The sequence below is a fragment of the Arsenicicoccus sp. UBA7492 genome, from assembly GCF_002479615.1.
In the GTDB taxonomy this organism is placed as follows: Bacteria; Actinomycetota; Actinomycetes; order Actinomycetales; family Dermatophilaceae; genus Arsenicicoccus; species Arsenicicoccus bolidensis.
Map to the genome: position 1 here is coordinate 1 of NZ_DLOE01000038.1, position 20,156 is coordinate 20,156.

At 68.5% G+C, this 20,156-nt stretch carries 17 protein-coding genes; 12 read left to right on the top strand and 5 right to left on the bottom strand.

Going from position 1 to position 20,156, the window contains the following annotated elements:
• Nucleotides 1-245 precede the first annotated feature (245 nt).
• The 5 genes from B4E97_RS10990 (at nucleotide 246) to B4E97_RS11010 (ending at nucleotide 11,449) form a co-directional block, all read left to right on the top strand.
• The gene (locus B4E97_RS10990) at nucleotides 246-6,671 is read left to right on the top strand and encodes a DEAD/DEAH box helicase (protein WP_286959886.1); all 6,426 of its coding nucleotides are present in this window, start codon (nucleotides 246-248) and stop codon (nucleotides 6,669-6,671) included.
• A 3-nt stretch (nucleotides 6,672-6,674) separates the two neighbouring features.
• Nucleotides 6,675-8,978, top strand: a complete 2,304-nt coding sequence (locus tag B4E97_RS10995) for a UvrD-helicase domain-containing protein (RefSeq protein ID WP_286959888.1) — start codon at nucleotides 6,675-6,677, stop codon at nucleotides 8,976-8,978.
• A gap of 85 nt (nucleotides 8,979-9,063) precedes the next feature.
• The gene (locus tag B4E97_RS11000) at nucleotides 9,064-9,972 is read left to right on the top strand and encodes an HNH endonuclease (protein WP_286959889.1); all 909 of its coding nucleotides are present in this window, start codon (nucleotides 9,064-9,066) and stop codon (nucleotides 9,970-9,972) included.
• 111 nt (nucleotides 9,973-10,083) lie between these two features.
• Nucleotides 10,084-10,710 carry a hypothetical protein gene (locus tag B4E97_RS11005; protein ID WP_050347315.1) on the top strand — a complete coding sequence of 209 codons (627 nt, stop codon included), beginning with the start codon at nucleotides 10,084-10,086 and terminating at the stop codon, nucleotides 10,708-10,710.
• 73 nt (nucleotides 10,711-10,783) lie between these two features.
• Complete coding sequence (locus B4E97_RS11010) at nucleotides 10,784-11,449, top strand: hypothetical protein (RefSeq protein WP_029210888.1); 666 nt, start codon at nucleotides 10,784-10,786, stop codon at nucleotides 11,447-11,449.
• 27 nt (nucleotides 11,450-11,476) lie between these two features.
• Here B4E97_RS11010 and B4E97_RS11015 read toward each other — a convergent pair whose 3' ends face one another.
• Nucleotides 11,477-12,133 carry a DUF7002 family protein gene (locus B4E97_RS11015; RefSeq protein ID WP_286959891.1) on the bottom strand — a complete coding sequence of 219 codons (657 nt, stop codon included), beginning with the start codon at nucleotides 12,131-12,133 and terminating at the stop codon, nucleotides 11,477-11,479.
• A 93-nt stretch (nucleotides 12,134-12,226) separates the two neighbouring features.
• On the opposite strand from B4E97_RS11015, the gene B4E97_RS11020 reads away from it, so the two are divergent.
• From B4E97_RS11020 to B4E97_RS19000, 5 genes are all read left to right on the top strand, one after another.
• Nucleotides 12,227-12,697, top strand: coding sequence for an IS1096 element passenger TnpR family protein (locus tag B4E97_RS11020; protein ID WP_286959892.1), 471 nt, complete (start codon nucleotides 12,227-12,229; stop codon nucleotides 12,695-12,697).
• 172 nt (nucleotides 12,698-12,869) lie between these two features.
• Nucleotides 12,870-13,178, top strand: coding sequence for a type II toxin-antitoxin system RelE/ParE family toxin (locus B4E97_RS11025; protein ID WP_286959893.1), 309 nt, complete (start codon nucleotides 12,870-12,872; stop codon nucleotides 13,176-13,178).
• Nucleotides 13,179-13,183: 5 nt separating this feature from the next.
• Nucleotides 13,184-14,254: a HigA family addiction module antitoxin gene (locus B4E97_RS11030; protein WP_286959894.1), complete on the top strand. Its 1,071-nt coding sequence runs from the start codon at nucleotides 13,184-13,186 to the stop codon at nucleotides 14,252-14,254.
• Between the two features lie 107 nt (nucleotides 14,255-14,361).
• The gene (locus tag B4E97_RS18995) at nucleotides 14,362-15,183 is read left to right on the top strand and encodes a hypothetical protein (protein WP_349681180.1); all 822 of its coding nucleotides are present in this window, start codon (nucleotides 14,362-14,364) and stop codon (nucleotides 15,181-15,183) included.
• Nucleotides 15,180-15,734 carry an acetamidase/formamidase family protein gene (locus B4E97_RS19000; protein ID WP_349681181.1) on the top strand — a complete coding sequence of 185 codons (555 nt, stop codon included), beginning with the start codon at nucleotides 15,180-15,182 and terminating at the stop codon, nucleotides 15,732-15,734. The genes B4E97_RS18995 and B4E97_RS19000 overlap by 4 nt, the downstream gene beginning before the upstream one ends.
• Before the next feature lie 184 nt (nucleotides 15,735-15,918).
• Here the strand turns inward: B4E97_RS19000 and B4E97_RS11040 are convergent, their stop codons facing one another.
• On the bottom strand, nucleotides 15,919-16,884 hold the full coding sequence (locus tag B4E97_RS11040) for a hypothetical protein (RefSeq protein WP_286959895.1): 966 nt from the start codon (nucleotides 16,882-16,884) through the stop codon (nucleotides 15,919-15,921).
• A 43-nt stretch (nucleotides 16,885-16,927) separates the two neighbouring features.
• Here B4E97_RS11040 and B4E97_RS11045 point away from each other — a divergent pair, with 43 nt between their 5' ends.
• Complete coding sequence (locus B4E97_RS11045; protein WP_286959896.1) at nucleotides 16,928-17,134, top strand: hypothetical protein; 207 nt, start codon at nucleotides 16,928-16,930, stop codon at nucleotides 17,132-17,134.
• A gap of 354 nt (nucleotides 17,135-17,488) precedes the next feature.
• Nucleotides 17,489-18,463, top strand: a complete 975-nt coding sequence (locus B4E97_RS11050; protein WP_286959897.1) for a LysR family transcriptional regulator — start codon at nucleotides 17,489-17,491, stop codon at nucleotides 18,461-18,463.
• Here B4E97_RS11050 and B4E97_RS11055 read toward each other — a convergent pair.
• The 3 genes from B4E97_RS11055 to B4E97_RS11065 are packed head-to-tail and all read right to left on the bottom strand — an operon-like array spanning nucleotide 18,400 to nucleotide 20,098.
• Nucleotides 18,400-18,969 carry a hypothetical protein gene (locus tag B4E97_RS11055; protein WP_286959898.1) on the bottom strand — a complete coding sequence of 190 codons (570 nt, stop codon included), beginning with the start codon at nucleotides 18,967-18,969 and terminating at the stop codon, nucleotides 18,400-18,402. The genes B4E97_RS11050 and B4E97_RS11055 overlap by 64 nt on opposite strands.
• Nucleotides 18,970-18,980: 11 nt before the next feature.
• Entirely contained in the window at nucleotides 18,981-19,781 is an 801-nt protein-coding gene (locus B4E97_RS11060; RefSeq protein ID WP_286959899.1) for a C39 family peptidase, read from the bottom strand.
• Nucleotides 19,778-20,098, bottom strand: coding sequence for a hypothetical protein (locus tag B4E97_RS11065; RefSeq protein WP_029210898.1), 321 nt, complete (start codon nucleotides 20,096-20,098; stop codon nucleotides 19,778-19,780). Before B4E97_RS11065 ends, B4E97_RS11060 begins: the two co-directional genes overlap by 4 nt.
• Between the last annotated feature and the right edge of the window lie 58 nt (nucleotides 20,099-20,156).

Consider the following 20,156-nt stretch of genomic DNA (forward strand, 5'->3'; position numbering starts at 1 on the left):
ATCGGTGGATCGAGGCTAAGACGCTCACCCCTGCCACGCTAGCCCTCGCGAGCGCGCGGTGAGGCTGATTTCGACGACGCCCGACCTCGGCCAGCAACTGCCCGGAGACGCAAGCGCTGCTGAAGAAGTTGCCAGGGGCGCTTGTATGTCTGCTATCAGGACCTACGGGCGCATCGCCTAAGGACAGTCCTTCATGACCTAGGGTTCCGACGGGGTAGGACATCGTGACGAGGGGACTCAACAAAATGACGGAGCTGTTGCCCAGTCTGCAGGCCGCCGAGATCCGCCGTGGGCTCGTGGACTACCTCACGACGACCTTCGCCTTGGCCGACGCGGAGCCGAGGCGGGCGCTCGGGGAGTTCCTGGAGGACTCGACGGACGGGATCTTCAAGGGACCGTACGTACGGCTGCGGTTGCCCTTCGCGGAGGCGGCGCCCACCTGGGGCCGGTACCTCGATTTGAAGCCCCCGTTCCCGCCGTACCGGCACCAGGCTGAGGCCTATCGACGACTGACGAGCGCGGACCTTGGGGCCGAGAAGCCACGTCCGCTCCCGACGATCGTCACGACCGGCACGGGCTCCGGCAAGACCGAGGCCTTCCTGCATCCGATCCTGGACCACGTGCGCAGAGCCCGTGAACGGGGCGAGGCCGGCATGAAGGCCCTGATCCTGTATCCGATGAACGCCCTCGCTGACGACCAGGCGGGGCGCCTCACCCAACTGCTGACCAGCGATCCTCAGCTGTCGAGGGTCACCGCCGGTCTGTACACCGGTGATGCGCGTGAGGGGCAGGCCGGCGAGGGCCGCACGCGGGTCACGCCAGAGGGGCTGATCACCAATCGCTCGATTCTGCGAGACGATCCGCCGGACATTCTGCTGACCAACTACAAGATGCTCGACCAGCTGCTGCTGCGTCCCTCGGACCAACCGCTCTGGGCCAAGAGTGCCCTGTCCCTCACCTATCTGGTCCTGGACGAGTTCCACACGTATGACGGTGCTCAGGGCACGGACGTGGCGATGCTGTTGCGCCGGTTGGGGCTCGCGCTCAGGGACCAGGTGCCGGCGGATCACCCCGAGCGGGCGTCGTTCGACGCCCGTCCCCTAGGCCGACTCACTCCCGTGGCGACTTCGGCCACCTTGGGGGACCGTGGTGATCCTGAGCGAATGCTGTCGTTCGCCCAGCAGGTGTTTGGCGAGGTATTTCCGGACGACTCGGTGATCACCGAGACGCGCGTCGACGTGGACGCACTGACCGAGGCAACGCGCGAGGCGCTGGGTGACAAGGCGATCCGACGGCTCTCCGGCCTCGTGACTGGCGCAGTCCGCGACCTAGCGGAGACCGGTCTCCAGCACCGCGGCGACGGGGACTCTTTGGTCGCCACTGTCATCGACGCGCTGTATGACCGTGCGGCCCTCCCCAGGGATCTCGCTGATGCCCAGCTCCTTGCCGCCCACCCCGACGTGCGAGCGATGGTCGAGGCGGCGGGGGATGCCATCCCGCTGGATGACCTCCGCGACGAGCTGCTGCCGCGAACCGCTGTGGCAGACGATCCAACAGCCGCTCGGGGCGCGATCGAGGCCATCCTCGCGGCCCTCAGCCACGTGCGGCTCGGCCATCGCGACTCCGTGTCGGTGGAGGTGACGATGTGGGTGCGAGAGGTGACGCGCGTGGACCGGCTGGTGTCGTCGCAGCCGAGCTTTCGGTGGGGTGACGACGGGCAGCTCGATCCAGCTGCGGAGCTGGCGGGACGTGCGCTGCCGGCCATCTATTGCCGGGCCTGTGGTCGCTCGGGCTGGGGCGCGACACTTGCATCTACCGGCCGTGACCTCGCGGATCGCGACGAGAGCATCCGCCGCGACCACCTGCTGCATCGGGGTCGCTTCCGGGCCCTGCTGCACGCGCCCGGTGAAGCCTCCTTGCACCTGACCTCCAACGGGGGCGGGGCCGTTGCCTCAGATCGCCGTACGCCCAACCTGCGTTGGCTGCACATGGGCCAGCGGACCGTCCTGGCGCGACGCCCAGCAGATGACGATCCCGACCTCCTTGAGGGTGATGTCCTGCCCGTCCTCATGCTCGATGGTGAGACAGAAGACGTCGAGAAGCGTGCTCAGAACGACGAGTGCCCATCGTGCGGCAAGAGCGACTCGATCCGCTTCCTGGGCAGCGCGATCGCCACGCTCTTGTCCGTGAGCCTGTCGACGCTTTTTGGCGATCGCCACCTCGACCCGCGGGAGAAGCGCGCCCTCGTCTTCACTGACTCCGTGCAGGACGCCGCCCACCGAGCCGGATTCGTGGACCACCGCTCGCACGCCATGTCGCTCCGTGCGGCCCTACGCGAAGCGTTGACGGAGCCGACGGCGCTAGACGTGTGGGTGGACGAGGTGCTGAGACGAGCCGAGGGTGACGCCTTTGCCCGCTATCGGCTGGTGCCAGCCGCCGTCAGCGAGCACGAGCGCTTCGCGCCGTACTGGCGAGCCGGCACATGGAGTCGCGTGCCGACGCGATCCCGCACGGCCGTGCGTCGCCGACTTCTCTTCGACGCGGCGCTGGAGGTGGGCCTGCAGTCCACCTACGGCCGCACCCTGGAGGCGACGGGCTCGGTCGGAGTCCATGTGTCTGCAGGGCCCACCTCTGCTTTGGTCGCGGCGGCTCGAAGGGCGTTGGCTGCCGACGACATCGACGTCCTGCCCGGCGAACTTTCCGACATCACAGAGCAGCAGCTAGCGAGATGGGTCCGAGGCAGCGTCGAGCACCTGCGTCGTGACGGCGCCATTGACCACGAATGGCTCAAGAAGTACGTCAGCGATGACGGAAACCGCGTCTGGATCTGGGGAAGGCGGCGCCGAGATGAGGGTGCCCCCTCCTTCCCGCGCGGGCGCAGCGCCCCTGCGTATGCCGTGGCCGGCGGACCTGCCAACGACCGCAGCGCCTTCGTCCGCGTGACGTCATCCCTGAGCTGGTATGCCCGCTGGGCGCAGAAGTGCCTCGGTATCAACGCGGGCCATGGCGCGGCGGTGGCTGCGCGGCTTCTCGCCGCCCTGGCGCAACGAGACGTGCTAACACAAACCACGACGGACAAGGGCGGGAAGGCGTACGGCATACCGCCGACAAACGTCGTGATCACCCCCCTGAGCGACTCCACGATCGCCACCCAAACCACCCTCCTCGTCTGCGACACCTGCCGGTCTCCGCTGCCTGTCTCCCCGGCGATCGCCGAGGAGCTCCTGGACGGTCCCTGCCCCTCTGTCGAGTGTGTGGGGGCGCTGCGTGCGGGCCACCGTGAGGCCGACTCGTTCTATCGCCGGCTCTTCGAGACGACGGACATGCGTCGAGTCGATGCTCGCGAGCACACCAGCTTGCTGCTCCCCGCGGAACGCCGCGAGATCGAAGCGGGATTCAAGAGGTCGGATCAGCGGCCAGGCGACCCCAACGTGCTGGTGGCAACGCCAACGCTGGAGATGGGCATCGATATCGGTGACCTGACGACCGTGATGCTCTCATCTCTACCCGACTCTGTCGCAAAGTACCTGCAGCGCGTGGGCCGCGCCGGTCGCCTCACGGGCAGCTCGCTGGCCCTCGCCTACGTCACGGGCCGGGGTGAGCAGCTCCCCCGACTCGGCGACCCCACGTCGATGATTAACGGGGAGGTCCGGCCACCGGCGACCTATCTCGACGCGGAGGAGATCCTGCGGCGACAGTTCCTCGCGTCCGTCATCGACGGCATGGTGCGGGACGGCTACGAGCGCGTTCCGCGCCGGTCCGGTGACGTCTTGGCCTCGGCCGACCCGGGCACCCTGCTCGGCGACGTCATCGAGCGGGTCCGCGTGCGGGGCGAGCATCTGCTCGACCGATTCGTCGGGACGTTTGATGACCCCGCGACCGCGGGATTGCTGGCGCTGCGTCGGTGGGCTCTGCCCGACCAGGGCGATGACATGCCTGCTGTCGACCCTGCTGTGGAGCAGCAGCTTCCCCAGAAGGTCCGTGGCGTCGACACGCTGGAGGCGACGATCTATCGGGCGGTCCAGGAGCACACCCGTGAGGTGGAGGAGATCAGACGCCAGCGGCGCGAGATCGAGGATGCCCTCCCTGAGCTGCGTGAGGCGGCTGAGCGAACCGCTGCCACCGAGGATGACAGGGCGGCTTCGCGGTCCGCGAAGGGTGCCATCCACCTGCTGAGGCGAGTGCTCAGGGAGCTGACCGAGGAGCCGTGGATCACCGGCCTCGAGATCCGTGGCCTGCTTCCCAACTACTCCCTGCTTGACGACTCCGTCGAGCTGGATGCCCAGGTCTCATGGATGAACCCCGAGACCCAGCAGTACGACACCGATCCCCTGGTCATCGACCGCGGGTCCGCTCGCGCGCTGACGGAACTTGCCCCCGGCGCCTACTTCTATGCCCGAGGGCTAGAGATGCGGGTCGATGGCGTCGAGATTGGGCGGGACGACGCAGAGGTGCGGCTGCATGCCGCCTGCGACTCGTGTGGCTACGTGTGCGACCTCGGCCCAGGTGGGGCCAAGGAGGCGCCCCGCGCCTGCCCTCGATGCGGGAGCACGGGCATCGCCGACATGGGCCAACGCTTTGAGGCCGTCCGGCTGAAGCGGGTGTTCTCCGACATACGACGGGACGACGCACGCATCGGCGACGACTCCGACGAACGCCGCCGCACGCCCTTTGAGGTCGTCACCGCCGTTGACTTCGACCCGGCTCTCTGCGAAGGGCGATGGTCGGTTGCACGCGTCGGTCTGGGAGTGGCCCACTACCGGCGGCTCCCGGTGCGGTGGTGGAACCTCGGCCGGGTGACCGGTGCCCCCACGATCAACCGGATTGCCGGTCGTGACGTGACGGCGCAGAAGTTCCGGATCTGCGAGGCCTGCGGGAAGCTCGACAAGGATGCTGGGTCGAGCTCACCGTCAGAGCACCGGGCATGGTGTCGACACCGCCACGATGACAAGGAGCACACGCGGTTGCTTGCCCTTGGGCGGGAGCTCGTGACACAGGGGGTGGCGATCAGCCTTCCCCTCGTGGTGACCGACGGGCTCTACAGCCTCCCCGGCCTGTCTGCCGCCCTGCTGCTTGGCCTGCACAAGACCATGGGTGGCGCGCCTGACCACTTGCGCGTGGAGATCGTGCCCCATCCGGTCGGCGACGGTGGTCAGGTGCTGGAGTCGCTCTTTCTGCATGACACCGTCCCGGGAGGCACGGGCTATCTCACTGACCTCGCCTCGCCAGATCGACTGTGGGGCATCCTCGTGCGGTCAGCCCAGGTCCTCGAGAAGTGCCCGTGCCAGGACGAAGCGCGCGCCAGCTGCTATAGGTGTCTGCTGCCCTTCGTGCGCCACGCAGATCAGGCCCACCGCGTCGAGGCGCTGCGCGCGCTCAAGTACCTGCTCCAGGTGGACCAGGACGAGTCGGTGGCTGAGCTCGATCCCGATCAGCCCCGATGGTCGATCACGCACGGAACGGCTGGGTGGGTGTCTCCCGAGTCACCGCTCGAGCAAAAGCTTCGCCTAGTCCTGAAGGACCGACTGGGCGGGGTCGCCTCTGTGCGAGAGCGGCCAGGGTCGCGCGGCACTGAGCTGATCGTCACCGGAGCCAACAACCGGACCTGGACACTGGCGCCTCAGGTGGACGTCGCGGGCACTCGACCCGACTTCGTGCTCAGCACCCCCGGAGTCGCCCCCATCGCGATCTATGCCGATGGCCGTGCGTTCCATGCGACGCAGGCACACAACGCCATTGCCGACGATGCGCGGAAGCGAGAGGCGTTGCGGGCCAGCGGATATCAAGTCATTGCCGTGACCGCGGCGGACCTGGATCAGGCCTCGCCTCCCGGTTGGCTCAACGAGGTGCTCATTGGTCAGATGATGGCTCTCCCCGCAGGAGTGTTAGGTGCGGGAGTGTCCCGCGCCGCCGCAGCGGAGCACAAGGGTGGGCCACTGGCGCTTCTGGAGGGGGTCATCCAGTCGCCCGAGGACAGCGCTCGGCTGCGGTTGGCCAACGCTGCACCCCTCCTGCTGGGGCTTTACACGGGGCGCGGTGGACGGTCGAGCATCGCTCCGGACGAGAGCCTTGTCGGCGTCGCCCTCGGCATGATTGCAGCAGCCCACGTCGAGTCCGGGGCTGGCGACGATCTCTTGACCTATCGCATCCCGCACCTGACGTTCGCGGCCAGGCTGCGCGGCAACCAGCCCGTCGAGATGGCGCTCGTCGTGGACGACACCGACGAAGCTGTCGGCAACGCGGACCACGAGGAGGCGTGGCGTGAATGGCTGCGGCTGTCCAACCTGCTTGGCCAGTCAGACGTTCCCTGCACCATCACGTCTCGAAGCGACCTGGAGTCTCGCGTCGACGTGCGCGACCGGGCCGAGCGCAGTCGGGGAGTGTGGGAGGGCACGGACCTTGAGGGTCTCGACGACGACATCGTGCAGCTCGCCCGCGAGCTGTCCGCCGCTGACGCACCCCCTGCCTCGGTCGGCGAAGAGCTCGACGGTGGTGTGGCTGCAGAGCTGTCCTGGCCCGCACCCAAGGTGGCCGTGGTGTATGCCGAGATGCCCGACGACGACGTCGCCGTGCTGCGCGCTGCAGGATGGGTGGTGCATCGTGCGCAGGACGACGTGAAGGCACTCGCCGACGAGGTACGGGAGTCCCTGAGCAGCCGAGACAAGGAGTAGGGCATGCCCACGCTGATCTGGAGCAAGGTCAAGGACGGGCTGGACCCCTCCATGAAGAAGAAGGCCTACGCCTTCTTTGAGAAGCTGCAGGAGGACGACACCCGGCCCGGACTGCACATCGAGCCCATCAAGGGCAGCGTCGACGAGAGGGTCCGGACTGGCCGCGTCGATGACAACTTCCGGTGTGTGCTGTTCAAGATCACCTCGGGCGACGATTCGTTCTATGTGATCCATGGCGTGTGGCCGCACGACAAGGCGAATGCCATCGCCGAAACTGTCCGCCTGTCGATGAACCCCATCAATGGCGTCCCCGAGGTCGAGCGCGTCGTTGACGCCTACCGTGATGCGGCGACGGGGAACGCGGATCCTGCGGTGACGGCGGCGCCGGACACCGTGTCGCGGAAGGCCGTGCCTGTTGACGCCGCCATTGAGGATTTGGCGGTGTCCTCGGAGCCGAGTGGGCACGACGTCATATCGGGTCAGCCTCCCCAGGAGGCCGCCCCCAGCTGGCCGGCAGGACTGACCCCCGAGTTGCTCCACGCAGAGCTGGGCATCGAGGCCGGGTTGGCGGAGTCCGCACTTGCGGCGCCCACGGAGGCTGCTCTCACGGACGTCATTTCGCAGGCGCGCGTGGAGTGGCATGGTGACGCGTTGCTCGAACTTGCCACCGGGGCGGCCGTGGAGGATGTCCGAGCGACCTTCAAGCTCGACATCCCCGTCGACCTCGGCCAGGGCGCCGAGGAGGAGCAGCTGCTCAAGAGCCTGGAGCACCCGGCCGCCCAGGCGACGTTCCATTGGGTCAAGGACGACGCCGACCTGCGACAGATCATCGAAGCTGGGGACTTCGGCGCCTGGCGCCTTTTCTTGCACCCAGAGCAGCGCAAGTATGTCGACGCGGACTACAAGGGGGCTTTCCGGCTGTCCGGGGGTGCAGGAACCGGCAAGACCGTCGTGGCGGTGCATCGCGCGCATCGGTTGGCGGCCAACAACCCGCAGGCCCGAGTCCTGCTGACGACATACACCCGGAACCTTGCTGATGACCTGGCGGCAAGCTTGTTGCGCCTGGACGACCAGCTCAAGCTGCAATCCCACCTGCGAGAGCCCGGCATCGTCGTGAAGGGAATCGATGCGGTCGCGTGGGCCGTCGTGCAGCGCGCGGAGGTCTCCATCGAGCCCGCTGTCGCGGAGGTGCTGGGTGAGGGGCGCACGTCCGTCTTGGGGAGCAGCAGACCTGGCCTGTGGGATGAAGCCCTTGCCGAGGCGGGCTCTGGCCTGCCTCCCGAGCTGGCGACCGAGACTTTCCTCGAGACCGAATACGCGCTCGTCATCCTCCCAAACAGCATCACGAGCGAGACGGAGTATGTGCGTGTGCGGCGGGCGGGGCGTGGCGTGGCCCTAGACCGTGCGAAGCGGAAAGCCGTGTGGGGGGTCGTTGAGCGGTATCGCTCCAAGGCCCGGGCGGACGGCACGACCGACTTCGACGAGAAGGCTGCCATCGCCTGTGCATGGCTGGAGCAGAACGGACCAATCTTTGACCACGTGCTCGTGGATGAGGCTCAGGACCTGACGCCATCGCGGCTGCGTCTGTTGCGTGCGCTCGTCGCCGACGGGCGGAACGATCTCTTCATCTGCGAGGACTCGCACCAGCGCATCTATGGGCAGAAGGTGACGCTCTCGCACGTCGGGATCAACATCCGTGGCCGCTCTCGCCGGCTGACGCTGAACTATCGGACGACGGCGCAGAACCTCCGATGGGCGATGGGGATCCTCTCTGGAGGGGCGTTCACCGATATGGAGGGCGAGGACGAGGCGCACGGCTATCGATCGGCGCGCTCGGGACCCGTGCCCCACCTCATCGAAGCTCCGTCGATGGCGGGTGAGCTGGACATTGCCGCTGAGCTGATTCAGTCCTGGCTGCCGGGGTCCCAGCCCATGGCGGAGGGCCGAGCGCCGGCCCCCGAAGCGATCGCAGTGCTCGTGCCAGATAGGTGGGTCCGCAGCAACGTCGTCAACGGCCTGGCCGAGCGCGGCGTGGATGCGCGCTCGGTGGAGCAGGAGAACGTCAAGCCCGGCAAGCCCTTGGTGATGACCATGCATCGGGCCAAGGGCCTTGAGTTCACCCATGTGTTGCTCTTTGGCGTGCACGAGGGGGCCGTTCCTCGGGTCGTCAAGGACTATGAGGTGAGCGAGCAGGACAAGGCTGACGCGCTCCTGCGGCAGCGATCCCTCGTCTACGTTGCGGCGACGCGGGCCCGAGACGTCCTTGCTGTGACGTGGTCCGGGGCTCGCTCACCCTTCATAGGCTGACTCGCGTCCGTCTGCTCACGCGCCCGGTCCAGATCAGTCGGCGGGGCGAGGGCTGCTTCGCGTTGGGCGGTGGGAAGCTGTCGCCATGCTGAGTCTTGCGGACGAGACGCGCCTGCGGACCGAAGCCATGGCGTGGCTTGCCGCCCGGACGAACGATGGGCGGGACGCCATCACGCGCCAGGAGCTGACTCAGTTCGAGTTCGACGGGCAGCGACTCACGCTCATCGACACCGGTCGAGGCATCCGAAAGCCGAAAAGCTGCCGAGCCGCACTCACGATCATGACCGTCCACACGCCAGAGGGGCGCGAACGTCCCTACGAGGACGTGCTCGGATCTGATGGGCTGCCTCGCTACAAGATGCGCGGCGATGCGCGCAGTGGCGCCGACAACCGCGGCCTTCAGGCCGCCATGGAACTCGGTCTCCCTGTCATCTGGCTCGTCGGCGTCGCTCCAGGACTGTTTCAGACGGTGTTCCCGGTATTCCTCATCGGCGAGGAGCCGGCTCTGCATCAATACGTGCTTGCGTATGACAAGGATCAGGTTCATCAGGCACCCGACTCACCTCTGGAGGAGGTCATGCGGCGCTGGGCCACCCGCGAGACCGAGGTGCGGCTGCATCAGCGCGTCTTCAGATCCATGGTGATGCTGGCGTACAACACGACGTGCGCCGTGTGTTCGCTCAGGCACAGCTCACTTCTAGACGCGGCCCACATCGTCGAGGACAGGCACGCGCTGGGTGTCGCGGCCGTTCGGAATGGTTTGTCGCTCTGCAAGATCCATCATGCTGCCTACGACGCGGGCATCCTGGGCATCAGCCCCGAGCTCACCATCCACATCCGTGCGGACATCCTGGATGAGATCGATGGGCCACTGCTCGAGTACGGCATCAAGGGCCTGCACGGACAGAAGGTGTCAGTGCTGCCTGAGCGGCGTGGAGATCGCCCCGACCCTCAGCTGCTCGATTGGCGCTACCAGCGCTTCCTCTCGGCCTAGGCCGCGCGACCATCCAGGTGGGCTGTCGCGGCAAAAGCCGGCGCCTGACACCTTCTCTACGTTAAGTTGCAAGTTGTCACTCTATGTAGTTGGGCCAGTCGGGAGTCGAAGATGACAGACGTGTTGAGCCATGACGCCGCGACGGTGCGATCGGCGCTAGAGGCGGTCTTGCCTCCAGAGCCGGAGGCCTGGCCCGGCGGCTACCCCGACGATGTCGAGCTTGCGCTCATCGACGCAGTCCTATCGGTGAGGACTCATTACGGACAGCCCCACAACGGTGTGCGTGGGCGAACCGCGAAGTGGCGCGACCACAGGGCCGGCTCAGCCAACGACCTAGCGGCCTTGGCCGGGGACCCGGACCTCGCGGCGGTGCTTGATACCACGCAGAAACTCGGCGGCGGCAAGGTGCTCAAGACGGATGCGATTCGTGAGGCTGCTCGGCGTCTCAGTGAGGCAGGCCTGCGCACCGCTGCCGACGTGGTTGGCCAGCCCGCGATGGCCAGATCGGCCTACACGAGCGTCAGAGGGTTGGGCGGCGTGACGTTCGCCTACTTCATGATGCTGGCGGGCGCCGAGGGCGTGAAGGCCGACACCTGGGTGCTTCGGTTCCTGGAGCAAGCTCTGGAACGCCCCGTCGGCCCCACCGAGGGCGAGGAACTGCTCAGGGCCGCGGCGGAGCAGCTGGGTCACTCGCCCAAGCAGATCGACCACCTGGTGTGGAAGTACATGCGGGGCTGAGCAGCACGAGCTCAGCGTCAAGTGACGTTCGGCGCTGAAGGGTATGTCGGTGGGCGGCGCCATCATGTGAAGCATGCCCCTCATCAACGAGTTGCTCGCTGTGCAGCCGACTCCCGTCCCCACTCTGGTGTCGACGGGGTGGCCGACGCTCGACAAGGTCATGGGCGGGTTCCCCAAGGCCGGGGTCTGGGTCGTCACAGGCGGGCCGAGGAAGGGTGCCAGCACGGTCCTCGTCGAGTGGGTGGGGCGCCTCGCGCTCGCCGGCGCCCCGTCGTTGCTGACTGGACCGGAGCTGGACCCTGTCGCGACAGCTCACCTCCTGGCAGGGGTCCACCGAGACCGATCGGACTGGGGCGACGTGCCTCTACACATCGAGCGCTCCCCCTCGCTGCCGCGCAACGTGGCGACCTGGCGGGCGGTTGCGCTCGACCGGGCGGACCGCGTCCGTGGCGCAACTCCCGGCGCCATACGAGCGATGGCGGATGAGGGCCGGTGCGTCATCGCCAACGTGCCGCTGCGCAAGGTCGTGCATGGGGCTGGGGCGACGGCCGAGCTGGACCACGTGTGGGCGGAAGCGGCCGATGTCATCGTCGAGGTGGAGCTGTATCGCGGTCTGGGGAAGCAGCTCGAGGACCACGAGGTGACCCTGTCAGTGCTGCACAACCGGCACGGGCCGATGACCCAAGGCGCGGGGACGTGGCTCCGCGGGTATTCGCCGATCACGGAGTACGACTTCTGACAGTGGGATGCCTCGCGCCTGGCGGCATCACTCCTGGCTTGGCCTCAAGGGAAAGTCTGGGCCGGGGAAGTGCCGGACCTCCGCCAGGTGGTTGCTCAGGTCTGGGACCGCACCCCTGATGGTCACCTCCACCAGCGCATCCCCCGACTTGCCACGCTTCCGCTGCCAGGCGGCGTGGTCGTAGTCGGCAAGGCGCTTGAAGGTGGTCTTGCCGCGGACGGGCGCGTTGGGCACGTGCGCCGAGCCCGAGTTGTAGGGCGACAACTCGATGAGGTCCTCGTAGCCAGACACCAGTGACGCGGTGTCGAGCGTCAGCACCACCTGCTGCATGGCGCGGTAGTGGCGCCCGTTGAGGAGCCGGAGCAGTCGCGCCTCGCTCGCCCAGAAGAAGCACCGGCTGTCGAGGATCTCGAGGAACTGCTCAACCGACGTCTCGTCGTCCAACACTTCCGAGAGGAACTTCAGGGGCTTCTGATCGCGCAGGATGGCGACATGCCCCTCACCGGGCAGCGTGACGAGCTCAGAGTCAGCGCGGCGCGCGGACGGGGTCGACGCGCCGAGGCCGGCCGTATCCCTGAGCTGGTTGGCCGGCAGCAGGCCAAAGCGTTGGATCGCCGACCACGCTCGCGCGTCCGCCGTGTGGTAGATCCGCGGGTATCGGCTGATCAGCTCGTCTGGGGTCACCGGCCGATCGTAGGGCCGGGTCTGCGGCGACCACGGACTGGAGGGTGTGCAGGGAGCCGGCCGCTGCACGTCTGAGGCGGGCAGGATGGAGGCATGGCTGCACGCTGCAAGGTCCTCAAGGTCACGCTCGTCAGCGGTCGTGGGGAGGAGTTCGACCCCGCTCCGGGGCGGGTCTTCGCGATCCCTCCGCGCACCACCTACGCGGTCCTCGCCGACGCCATCGACCAAGCGTTCGGCCGCTACGACCTGGGTCACCTCGTCCAGTTCGCATTCGAGGATGATCTGGTCGTCACGGACGAGGAGACGATCGACGAGCTCGACGACGGCAGCGGCACGCCGCGCTACAAGCCGCTGGAGAGTCCGCTGACCGAGCTCAAGGTGGGTGTCACGTTCACCTACACCTTCGACTTCGGGGACAACTGGTTGCACCACTGCGAGGTGCTGCCGACGATGGACCCGCCCGAGGTGCTCGGCGGTCTGGTCCTGCAGGTCGTGCCCATTGACGGGTGGGGTGACCTGCCCGACCAGCACGGGCGGAAGTCTGACCCCGACGAGCGTCCCTAGATCGAGCCTGGCTAGGCGCTCGACCCAGTCCACGCACCATCACGAGCACCTCGTCCGATCGGCGCGGCGACCGAGGGTTAAGTCGGATACAACTATTCAGTCATGGGCTGTATCTGATGTTCCGATTTTGGGTTACCCTGGGGATGGGTGCTCGTGGTGACGAGGGGGGCGCGTGAGGCTCGAGTTCGAGGATGACGAGCTGCGTCGCCTTGCCGCCGGCGAGATCCAGGACGTGAAGCGGTGGCCGCCACCGGTCACCAAGATGTTCCACCGCCGCATCCAGTTCCTGGCGGGTGCGGCGGACGACCGCGACCTCAGAGCGATGAAGTCACTGCACCTCGAGCAGCTCAAAGGCAACCGATGGCGTGGGCACTCGTCCATCCGCCTCGACCAGCAGTACCGACTCATCCTGCGCTTCTACACAGACTCGCAGGGCCGCGTGACCGTCATCGTCGACGGACTCGACTACCACAAGGGGTGATCAAGATGTCCACACAGAGCGTCATGGCCTTCCCCCCTGGCGACTTCCTCGCCGAGGAGCTGGAAGCGCGAGGGTGGACCCAGGCAGACTTCGCCGAGATCATCGGCCGTCCTGCGCAGCTCGTCTCGGGCATCGTCTCGGGCAAGAAGGAGATCACTCGCGAGACGGCCTGCGAGATCGGCACTGCCCTCGGCACGTCCGCGGAGGTGTGGCTCAACCTCCAGAACGCCTACGAGCTGTGGCGCCGAGAGAGCGACCCCAGCGCTGCCAGCAAGCTTGCTGACGTCCGCACGCGCGCCAAGATGAATCAACGCGCACCCATCTCGGTGCTGCGCAAGCGTGGCTTCCTCCCCTCAGGTCCCCTTGTCCAACAACGCGACGCGCTCCTCCGCCTGCTGGGCATCGAGACCTTGGACGACGAACCCGCGTTCGCGGCTGCAGCCCGCCGTCACAACTCCGGCCAGCCCATCACCTCCACGCAGTGCGCCTGGCTGGCCTGCGCGCGTGCGGTCTCACGCGACCTGCGCGTCGCTTCTTACGATCGGGATGCCCTGCTCAAGCTCGCCGCAGGGCTGACTCAAGACGTCCGATCGCCCGAGGACCTGGCGACGCTTCCGGAGCGTTTCGCGGCTGCAGGTGTGCGGCTTGTCCATGTCGAGGCATTCCCGGGGAGTCGTCTCAGTGGAGCCTCGTTCTCCGAGGGCGATGGCGGCCCCGTCATCGCCCTGTCGAGCTACGGCAAGCGACTGGACCGGGTCGTCTTCACGCTCCTGCACGAGATCGCGCACGTCGTCCTGGGTCACGTGGTCGGCGGCCGCATCGTCGTCGACGAAGGCGTGGATGCCAGCGATCCCCAGGAGGGCGAGGCAGACGAGCTCGCCGGACGATGGGCGCTCCCGCATGTCATGGATCCACCGGCCAACGTCCGTCGCCCTTGGGTGTACGCCGAGGCGGACCGCCAGGGAGTGCACCCCATGATCATCGTCGGTCGGCTGCAGCACGAGGGCCGGCTCGACTGGAAGACCGAGCTCGCACGGGGAGCGCCGACGGTCGACGCCGTCCTGGCTCGGTGGTGATCTATCGGGCCCAGGCGAAACATGGTGGCCTGCACCGCGACACAGGGCGGTAACGCGTGAGGCCTAGCTTCTCGGCATACGGCCAAGACACCCGCTGAGGAGCACCCATGCCGAGCACCGACCCCGCCCACCTCGTCGCCGCGCTGGAGCACGGGCTCGGGCGACGGCGCCTGCTGCAGGCCGCTGCCGCCACCGGGCTGGGCGTCACCGCCGCCGCCGTCGGGGCCGAGCAGGCGCACGCATCCCACCAGCTGCCAACGGGATTGACCGAGGCGCCGCTCTCCTGGCGCAACCCCAGGGGCGTGCTGCAGCCGCACACGGGACCGATCAAGGGGCAGCACTACCTGGCGTCGGAGACCGACGAGGTGCTGTGGGGCTACGTGCCGACGGTGCACGCCACGCCCGTGCTGACCGTCCGCTCCGGGGCCACCGTCACGATCGACGCGCTGTCGCACGAGGGAATCCTCGAGGACCAGGGGCGCGACCCGGTGGCCTGGTTCGGGTCCAAGGGGGTGCCGCGCGCCGGGGTGCTGCGCGACGCCGTCGACGTGGCGGCGCACTACGACCGCACGCCGCGCAGCTTCGACAAGGACGGGCCGCACGTCGTCACCGGACCGATCGCGGTGGCGGGCGCCGAGCCCGGCGACGTCCTCAAGATCGAACCCCTGCACCTGCTCCCCCGCGTCCCCTACGGCGTCGTGTCCTCCCGCCACGGCAAGGGCGCCCTCGCGGTCAAGGCGGACGGCACTGCGCCGGCGGGCATCTCGCTCGCCGAGGTCATGCCGCCGCGCGCCACCGACGGCCGGGCGAGCGGCGACCCGACGCACTACGGCAACGTCTCGGTCTTCACCGGCATCGAGCGCGGCAAGGCCGTGATGCGTAGCGGCAGCCGCTCGATCCGGTTCCCGCTCAACTACTTCTTCGGATGATGGGCGTCGCGTATGCCGACGCCAACGGCCTCACCGACCCGCTCGCCAACTCGGTCCCGCCCACCCTCGGCGGCGGCAACATCGACATCCGCCAGCTCGGGGTCGGCTCCACGTTCTACCTGCCGGTGCGCGCGCCGGGCGGGCTGTTCTACGTCGGCGACCCGCACATGGCGATGGGCTCCGGCGAGGTGGCGCTCACGGCGATGGAGGGCTCGCTGCGCGGCGCCTTCCGAATGACGGTGTGCAAGAAGGGATCCGGCGACGCGCCCACCGTCGCCCACCGCTATCCCTGGGCCGAGACCCGCGACCACTGGCTCCCCATCGGCCTGTCCGACCCCGACGGCTCCGGTGGCGGCACCAACGACTCCGACCTCGACGTCGCCATGCGCCGCGCCGTGGTCAACGCCCTGGACTTCCTCGAGCAGGAGCAGGGCATCGGCCGTGCGGTGGCCTATGCCTACCTGTCGGCGGCGTCCGACTTCGTGGTGTCGCAGGTCGTCGACCGCACGACGGGGGTGCACGGCCTGATCAGCAAGGCCGACTTCCGCTGAGCGCCGTCCTCGGTGCATTCCTCAGTGCATTCGTCACTGACATCACTGCATTCGGCACTGTTCAGTGAAGGAGGTAGCACGCCACTGATGGCGGAAGCCTGGGCACCGTCCAGCGTGCCCAGGTTTCCGCAATCGTGTGGTCAGGTCTCCCCGTGACGTATGCCGCTGCGGGGCGTCAGGATGATCAGGGCGTGTAGCGCTGGGCCGTGAATGCTGGCGCCGGCCCGGAGCACCTGCCGATGACGTCCGGGTTGAGCACCGCTCCCTTGGCGCGCAACTCAGAGCACAGCGGCACGTCCTGACCTGACCAGACCTTGATCCAGCGACCCTTCTTGACGCCCCACATCGCCATGCCGCCACCGCAGCCGGAGCCGAACTCGCTGACCATGGCCGAGCTCTGGGCGTCGAGGGCCTCCACCGTGATCGTCATGGGGCAGCCGTCGTTCTCCTTGGTGACCTGGGCGAGCTGAGCGCGGGCGAAGGCGCGAAGCCCGTTGGTGTTCGGGAGCTTCTGCACGTCAGAGGGCTCGGCGATGGTGAGGTTGGGGCGTGTGACGGGGCCGAGGGCACCGGTCGCGCCTGTGCCGCCAGACGAGCCAGAGGACGGCGCCGCCCGGATGAACCACGCCTTGGTGATGCGCTCCTTGGTGATCTTGCCGGTCTTGACGGTGTCGTAGCCCAGGGGCCCGCGGCGGGCGTACCAGACGTCGCCCTCCTTGATCAGCCCGAAGTCATCGAGGTTGCCGGGCGCCGTCAGCAGTGCCTCGCTCTCCCCGCCGCAGCCCTCGGAGCACGAGTACATGGCGGCGGTCTCCTGCGGGCCGGGCGGCCAGGCCCCGCCGGAGCGGATGAACCACCGGGACCCGTCGGCCAGCTCGATCCCGAGCGGCACGGGGTTGGCCGGCTTGGACGTCGTCGGCAACGTCCCGTCGACCGGGAAGCGAGTGGCCTTCCTGGCCCACGGCTGCATCGCGCACAGGATGTGCGAGCCACCGTTGTCCGCCACGCAGGCCACGGCGGAGGCGGCGCTTGGACCGCAGTGATAGGTCCTCCCGCTCGTCGCCACCAGCGATGGCTCGCCGCCGCAGTTCAGAGCGTCGGCGGACTCCTCGACCTTCCACCCGCCGTCGGGGTTGGGCAGCGTGAGCACGATCTGCTTGGTCGCGGGTCCCCCGGTCGCAGTGGAGCTCGGTGTGGCTCCCGACGTGGTCGACGCGCTCGTCGAGCCCGACGTGGCGGTCGACGCCGGTGCCGCCGTGGTGCTCGTGCTCGTGCTCGTCGGCGATGCGGTCACCGTCACGGTCTTGGCGGACTGCGCGCCGGGCGACCCTCCGCCCCCGCACGCAGCCAGCAGTGCCGCGGTCAGCGCGGCGATCCCCCAGCGTCCTGCACGCATGTGAGCCCCCCTCAGAGATGCAGTGAGAACACTGTGACATCCATGGTCGCTCCTTGTAAGCAAAGTCCCCCAGCTGGCCGCCCGCCCGGCGTCACCCCATACCCCGCCGCCCCAATCCACGAGGATCGCGGAAACCTGAGCACCGTCCAGCGTGCCCAGGTTTCCGCAATCAGGCGTGCCCAGAGTTCCGCTGTATCTGCACGCGATGCAGGCTGGCGGACCGGCAGCGTCATCTGGGTGGGTCGCTACATGATTTTTAGAGTAGGCCCCACGCGGCTCCGGGCAGAGCGGATCCACGACGGGCATGCAAGACCCAGGAGTGTGGCGCAGGTCACATCCACAGGTCTAGCGTGGGGACGTGGAGATCCAGCTCGTGCGATCCTTCCTCGCCGTGGTGCGGACGGGTTCCGTGACGGCGGCGGCGCGTGAGCTCGGCTACTCCCAGCCCGCGATCACCGCTCACCTCAACGCTTTTGATCGCCAGGCCGGCGGCTCGGTGCTCGAGCGTGGCCGGGGCGGCGCCATACTCACTCCGCTCGGTGAGCGCATGCTCCCCCGAGCCGCGCGCGTGGTCGCCGAGCACGACGCGCTCCTCGCCGAGGCGTCCCACTCCGACGGGACGGGCACGCACCTGGTCGTCGGCTACGCGACGTCGACGATCCTGCCGTATGTCGAGCGCCTGGCGCAGATCGCCGCCCGGGCACTGCCGCGGGTGCGGCTCAGCCTGGTCGCGCTGGAGCGGCCCGCCCAGATCGGCAACGACCTGCTCGCCCACCTCGTCGACCTGCAGGTCGTGCCCGGTCCGCTCGACGACCCCCGGCTCGTCTCGCGGCCGCTGCACCCGCTGCGGGTGGGGGTCCGGGTGACGGCCGCAAGCCCTCTGGCCCCCATGGCGAGCGTGCCGCTGGAGGTGATCCTCGGTCGACCGCTGCACCGCTTGGAGGGCGTCCCTCTGGCGTGGGACCGCTACTGGTGCGCGTGGACCGGCCACGGCGGTCCGCCCGAGCCTGGTCGCGACGTCGGGACGTTCGCCGAGTGCCTGTCGACGATGCAGGATCGGCGGCACGTGATGATCTGCCCGTCAGCGCCGTTCGTGGTGCCGCCGACCGGAGACGTGTGGCGCCCCCTCACCGGCGTCGGCGAGGTCTGGCTCGAGATCGCCCACCGCGCCAACGACCACCGCCCGGCGGTCCGGGCGGTGGCCTCGTTGGCTCCGGCGACGGTCCGGTCGGCCCCCTCGGCGACCGTTCCCACCGCTGACGAGCCGGGTCAGGGCTGGGGAGCCTCGACCACGGTGGCGGCGAGGGTCTCGAGGGCCTCCGCCATCGGATAGGGCCGCCCCGCCTCGAAGGCCGGCGGCGTCGGCTCGCTCGGGATCACGACGTCGCGTGAGGGGTCGGCGTCGTCGTGGAGCCACAACCCCAAGAACAGGCACGCCGGCACGCGCAATAAGCGTTGCTCCAGCGGAGCTCCGCCGCCGAGCTCGTCGTCCAGGCCCCGCGCCGCCTCGCTCAGCCTGGCGACGCCCTGGGCGAGGTCGCCATACGAGACCTGCCGGACCTCGGGCGACGCATCCGCCCGCACGTCCAGCTCGGCCAGCGCGGTCAGCCCGGCGCGCTGCACGACCGCCAGCCAGCCGATCGGCACGACCTGCGACAGCGCGTCGCCGGAGCGGAGGGCGTCGGCACCCAGGTGGTATGCCGGCCACGACGCCTGGGGTGCGGCACCGCCTGCCTGGTCGTCCACGGGTTCCTCCGTCCGGGCATCGATGAGATCGGTGACGGTGCCGGCGATCTCGTCGCCGAGGCCGGGCGGTGGTTCGGGCACGTAGGTGCTCATCGGCATACCTCTCAGCGTGTCAGGTAGGTGTGGGTCACCGAGCCGGTGCCCAGGTAGGAGCTGTGGAGCGTGGAGAGCCGCACGTCGGACGCGCCGGACCAGGGGTCCTCGACCCCGACGAACTGGTCCACCGCGAGGTAGCCGTCGACGACGACCGCGTGGCCGCCCCCACCGCTCCACTCGATGCGCACGCCGACCGGCCGGCCCCCGTCGATCTCGCCCCGCACGGTGTCGAAGCTCGGCCGCGACTCCGAGAAGCTCGCGAGGTGGCCGGCCGCCCGGATCGCGGCGCCCAGCCCGGTCTGCTGGTTGCACGGTCCCGCGCCGCCGGTCGCCGTGCAGCAGTCGGTGCGGCTGAGGTAGGTGTTGGCGAACGTGCACTGCATGAGGTTGGCGCCGTAGAAGTTGGCCACGCTGACCGCGACCGCGCACCAGCACCAGTTGGTCTGCTGCTGGTGCTGCACGGTGAAGGCGAGCCGCCGCCAGTCCAGCGGCGGATGCTGGGAGCCCCGCGGGCGGTCGAGCAGCACGATGTCGGTGACCACGTTGAGCGGCGCCCCCCACGCCACGTCCACGACGAACGTCACGCCGTGGTTGGCGTCGTAGGGCGGGCCGTGCGGCGTGACGTTGCGGACCGTGATGGTCGCGTCCCCGACGAACCGCTGCGACGTGGTGGGCGCCGCGCCGTTGGGCGTGTACTCCGACGCCGTCACGTAGACGGCCGAGTCAGCGTCGACCTGGTCCCAGTTGATGTTGAGCGGGACGCGACCCTTGAGGCCGCGCCAGTACTTGCGGATCGCGACGTCGCTCATGGCGTCCCGATCCAGACCGGCTTGGCGTCCAGGACGGTGATGTCGGTGACCACGTTGAGCGGTGCCCCCCACGCCACGTCCACGACGAAGGTGACCCCGTGGTTGGAGTCGTAGGGCGGGCCGTGCGGCGTCACGTTGGCGACGGTGATGCTCGCCGCGCCGACGAAGCGCTGCGACGTGGCCGGCGCGGCGGCGTTGAGGGTGTACTCCGAGGCCGTGACGAGCACGACGGAGTCGTGGTCGATCGCGTCCCAGTTGAAGTTGAGGGCTCGGCGGCCCTTCAGTCCGGTCCAGTGATGTCTGATGGTCTGGCTCATGACGGTGACGCTAGGGATGACGGGGGCGTCGTGGTCCGCATCATCACGAACCCTGATG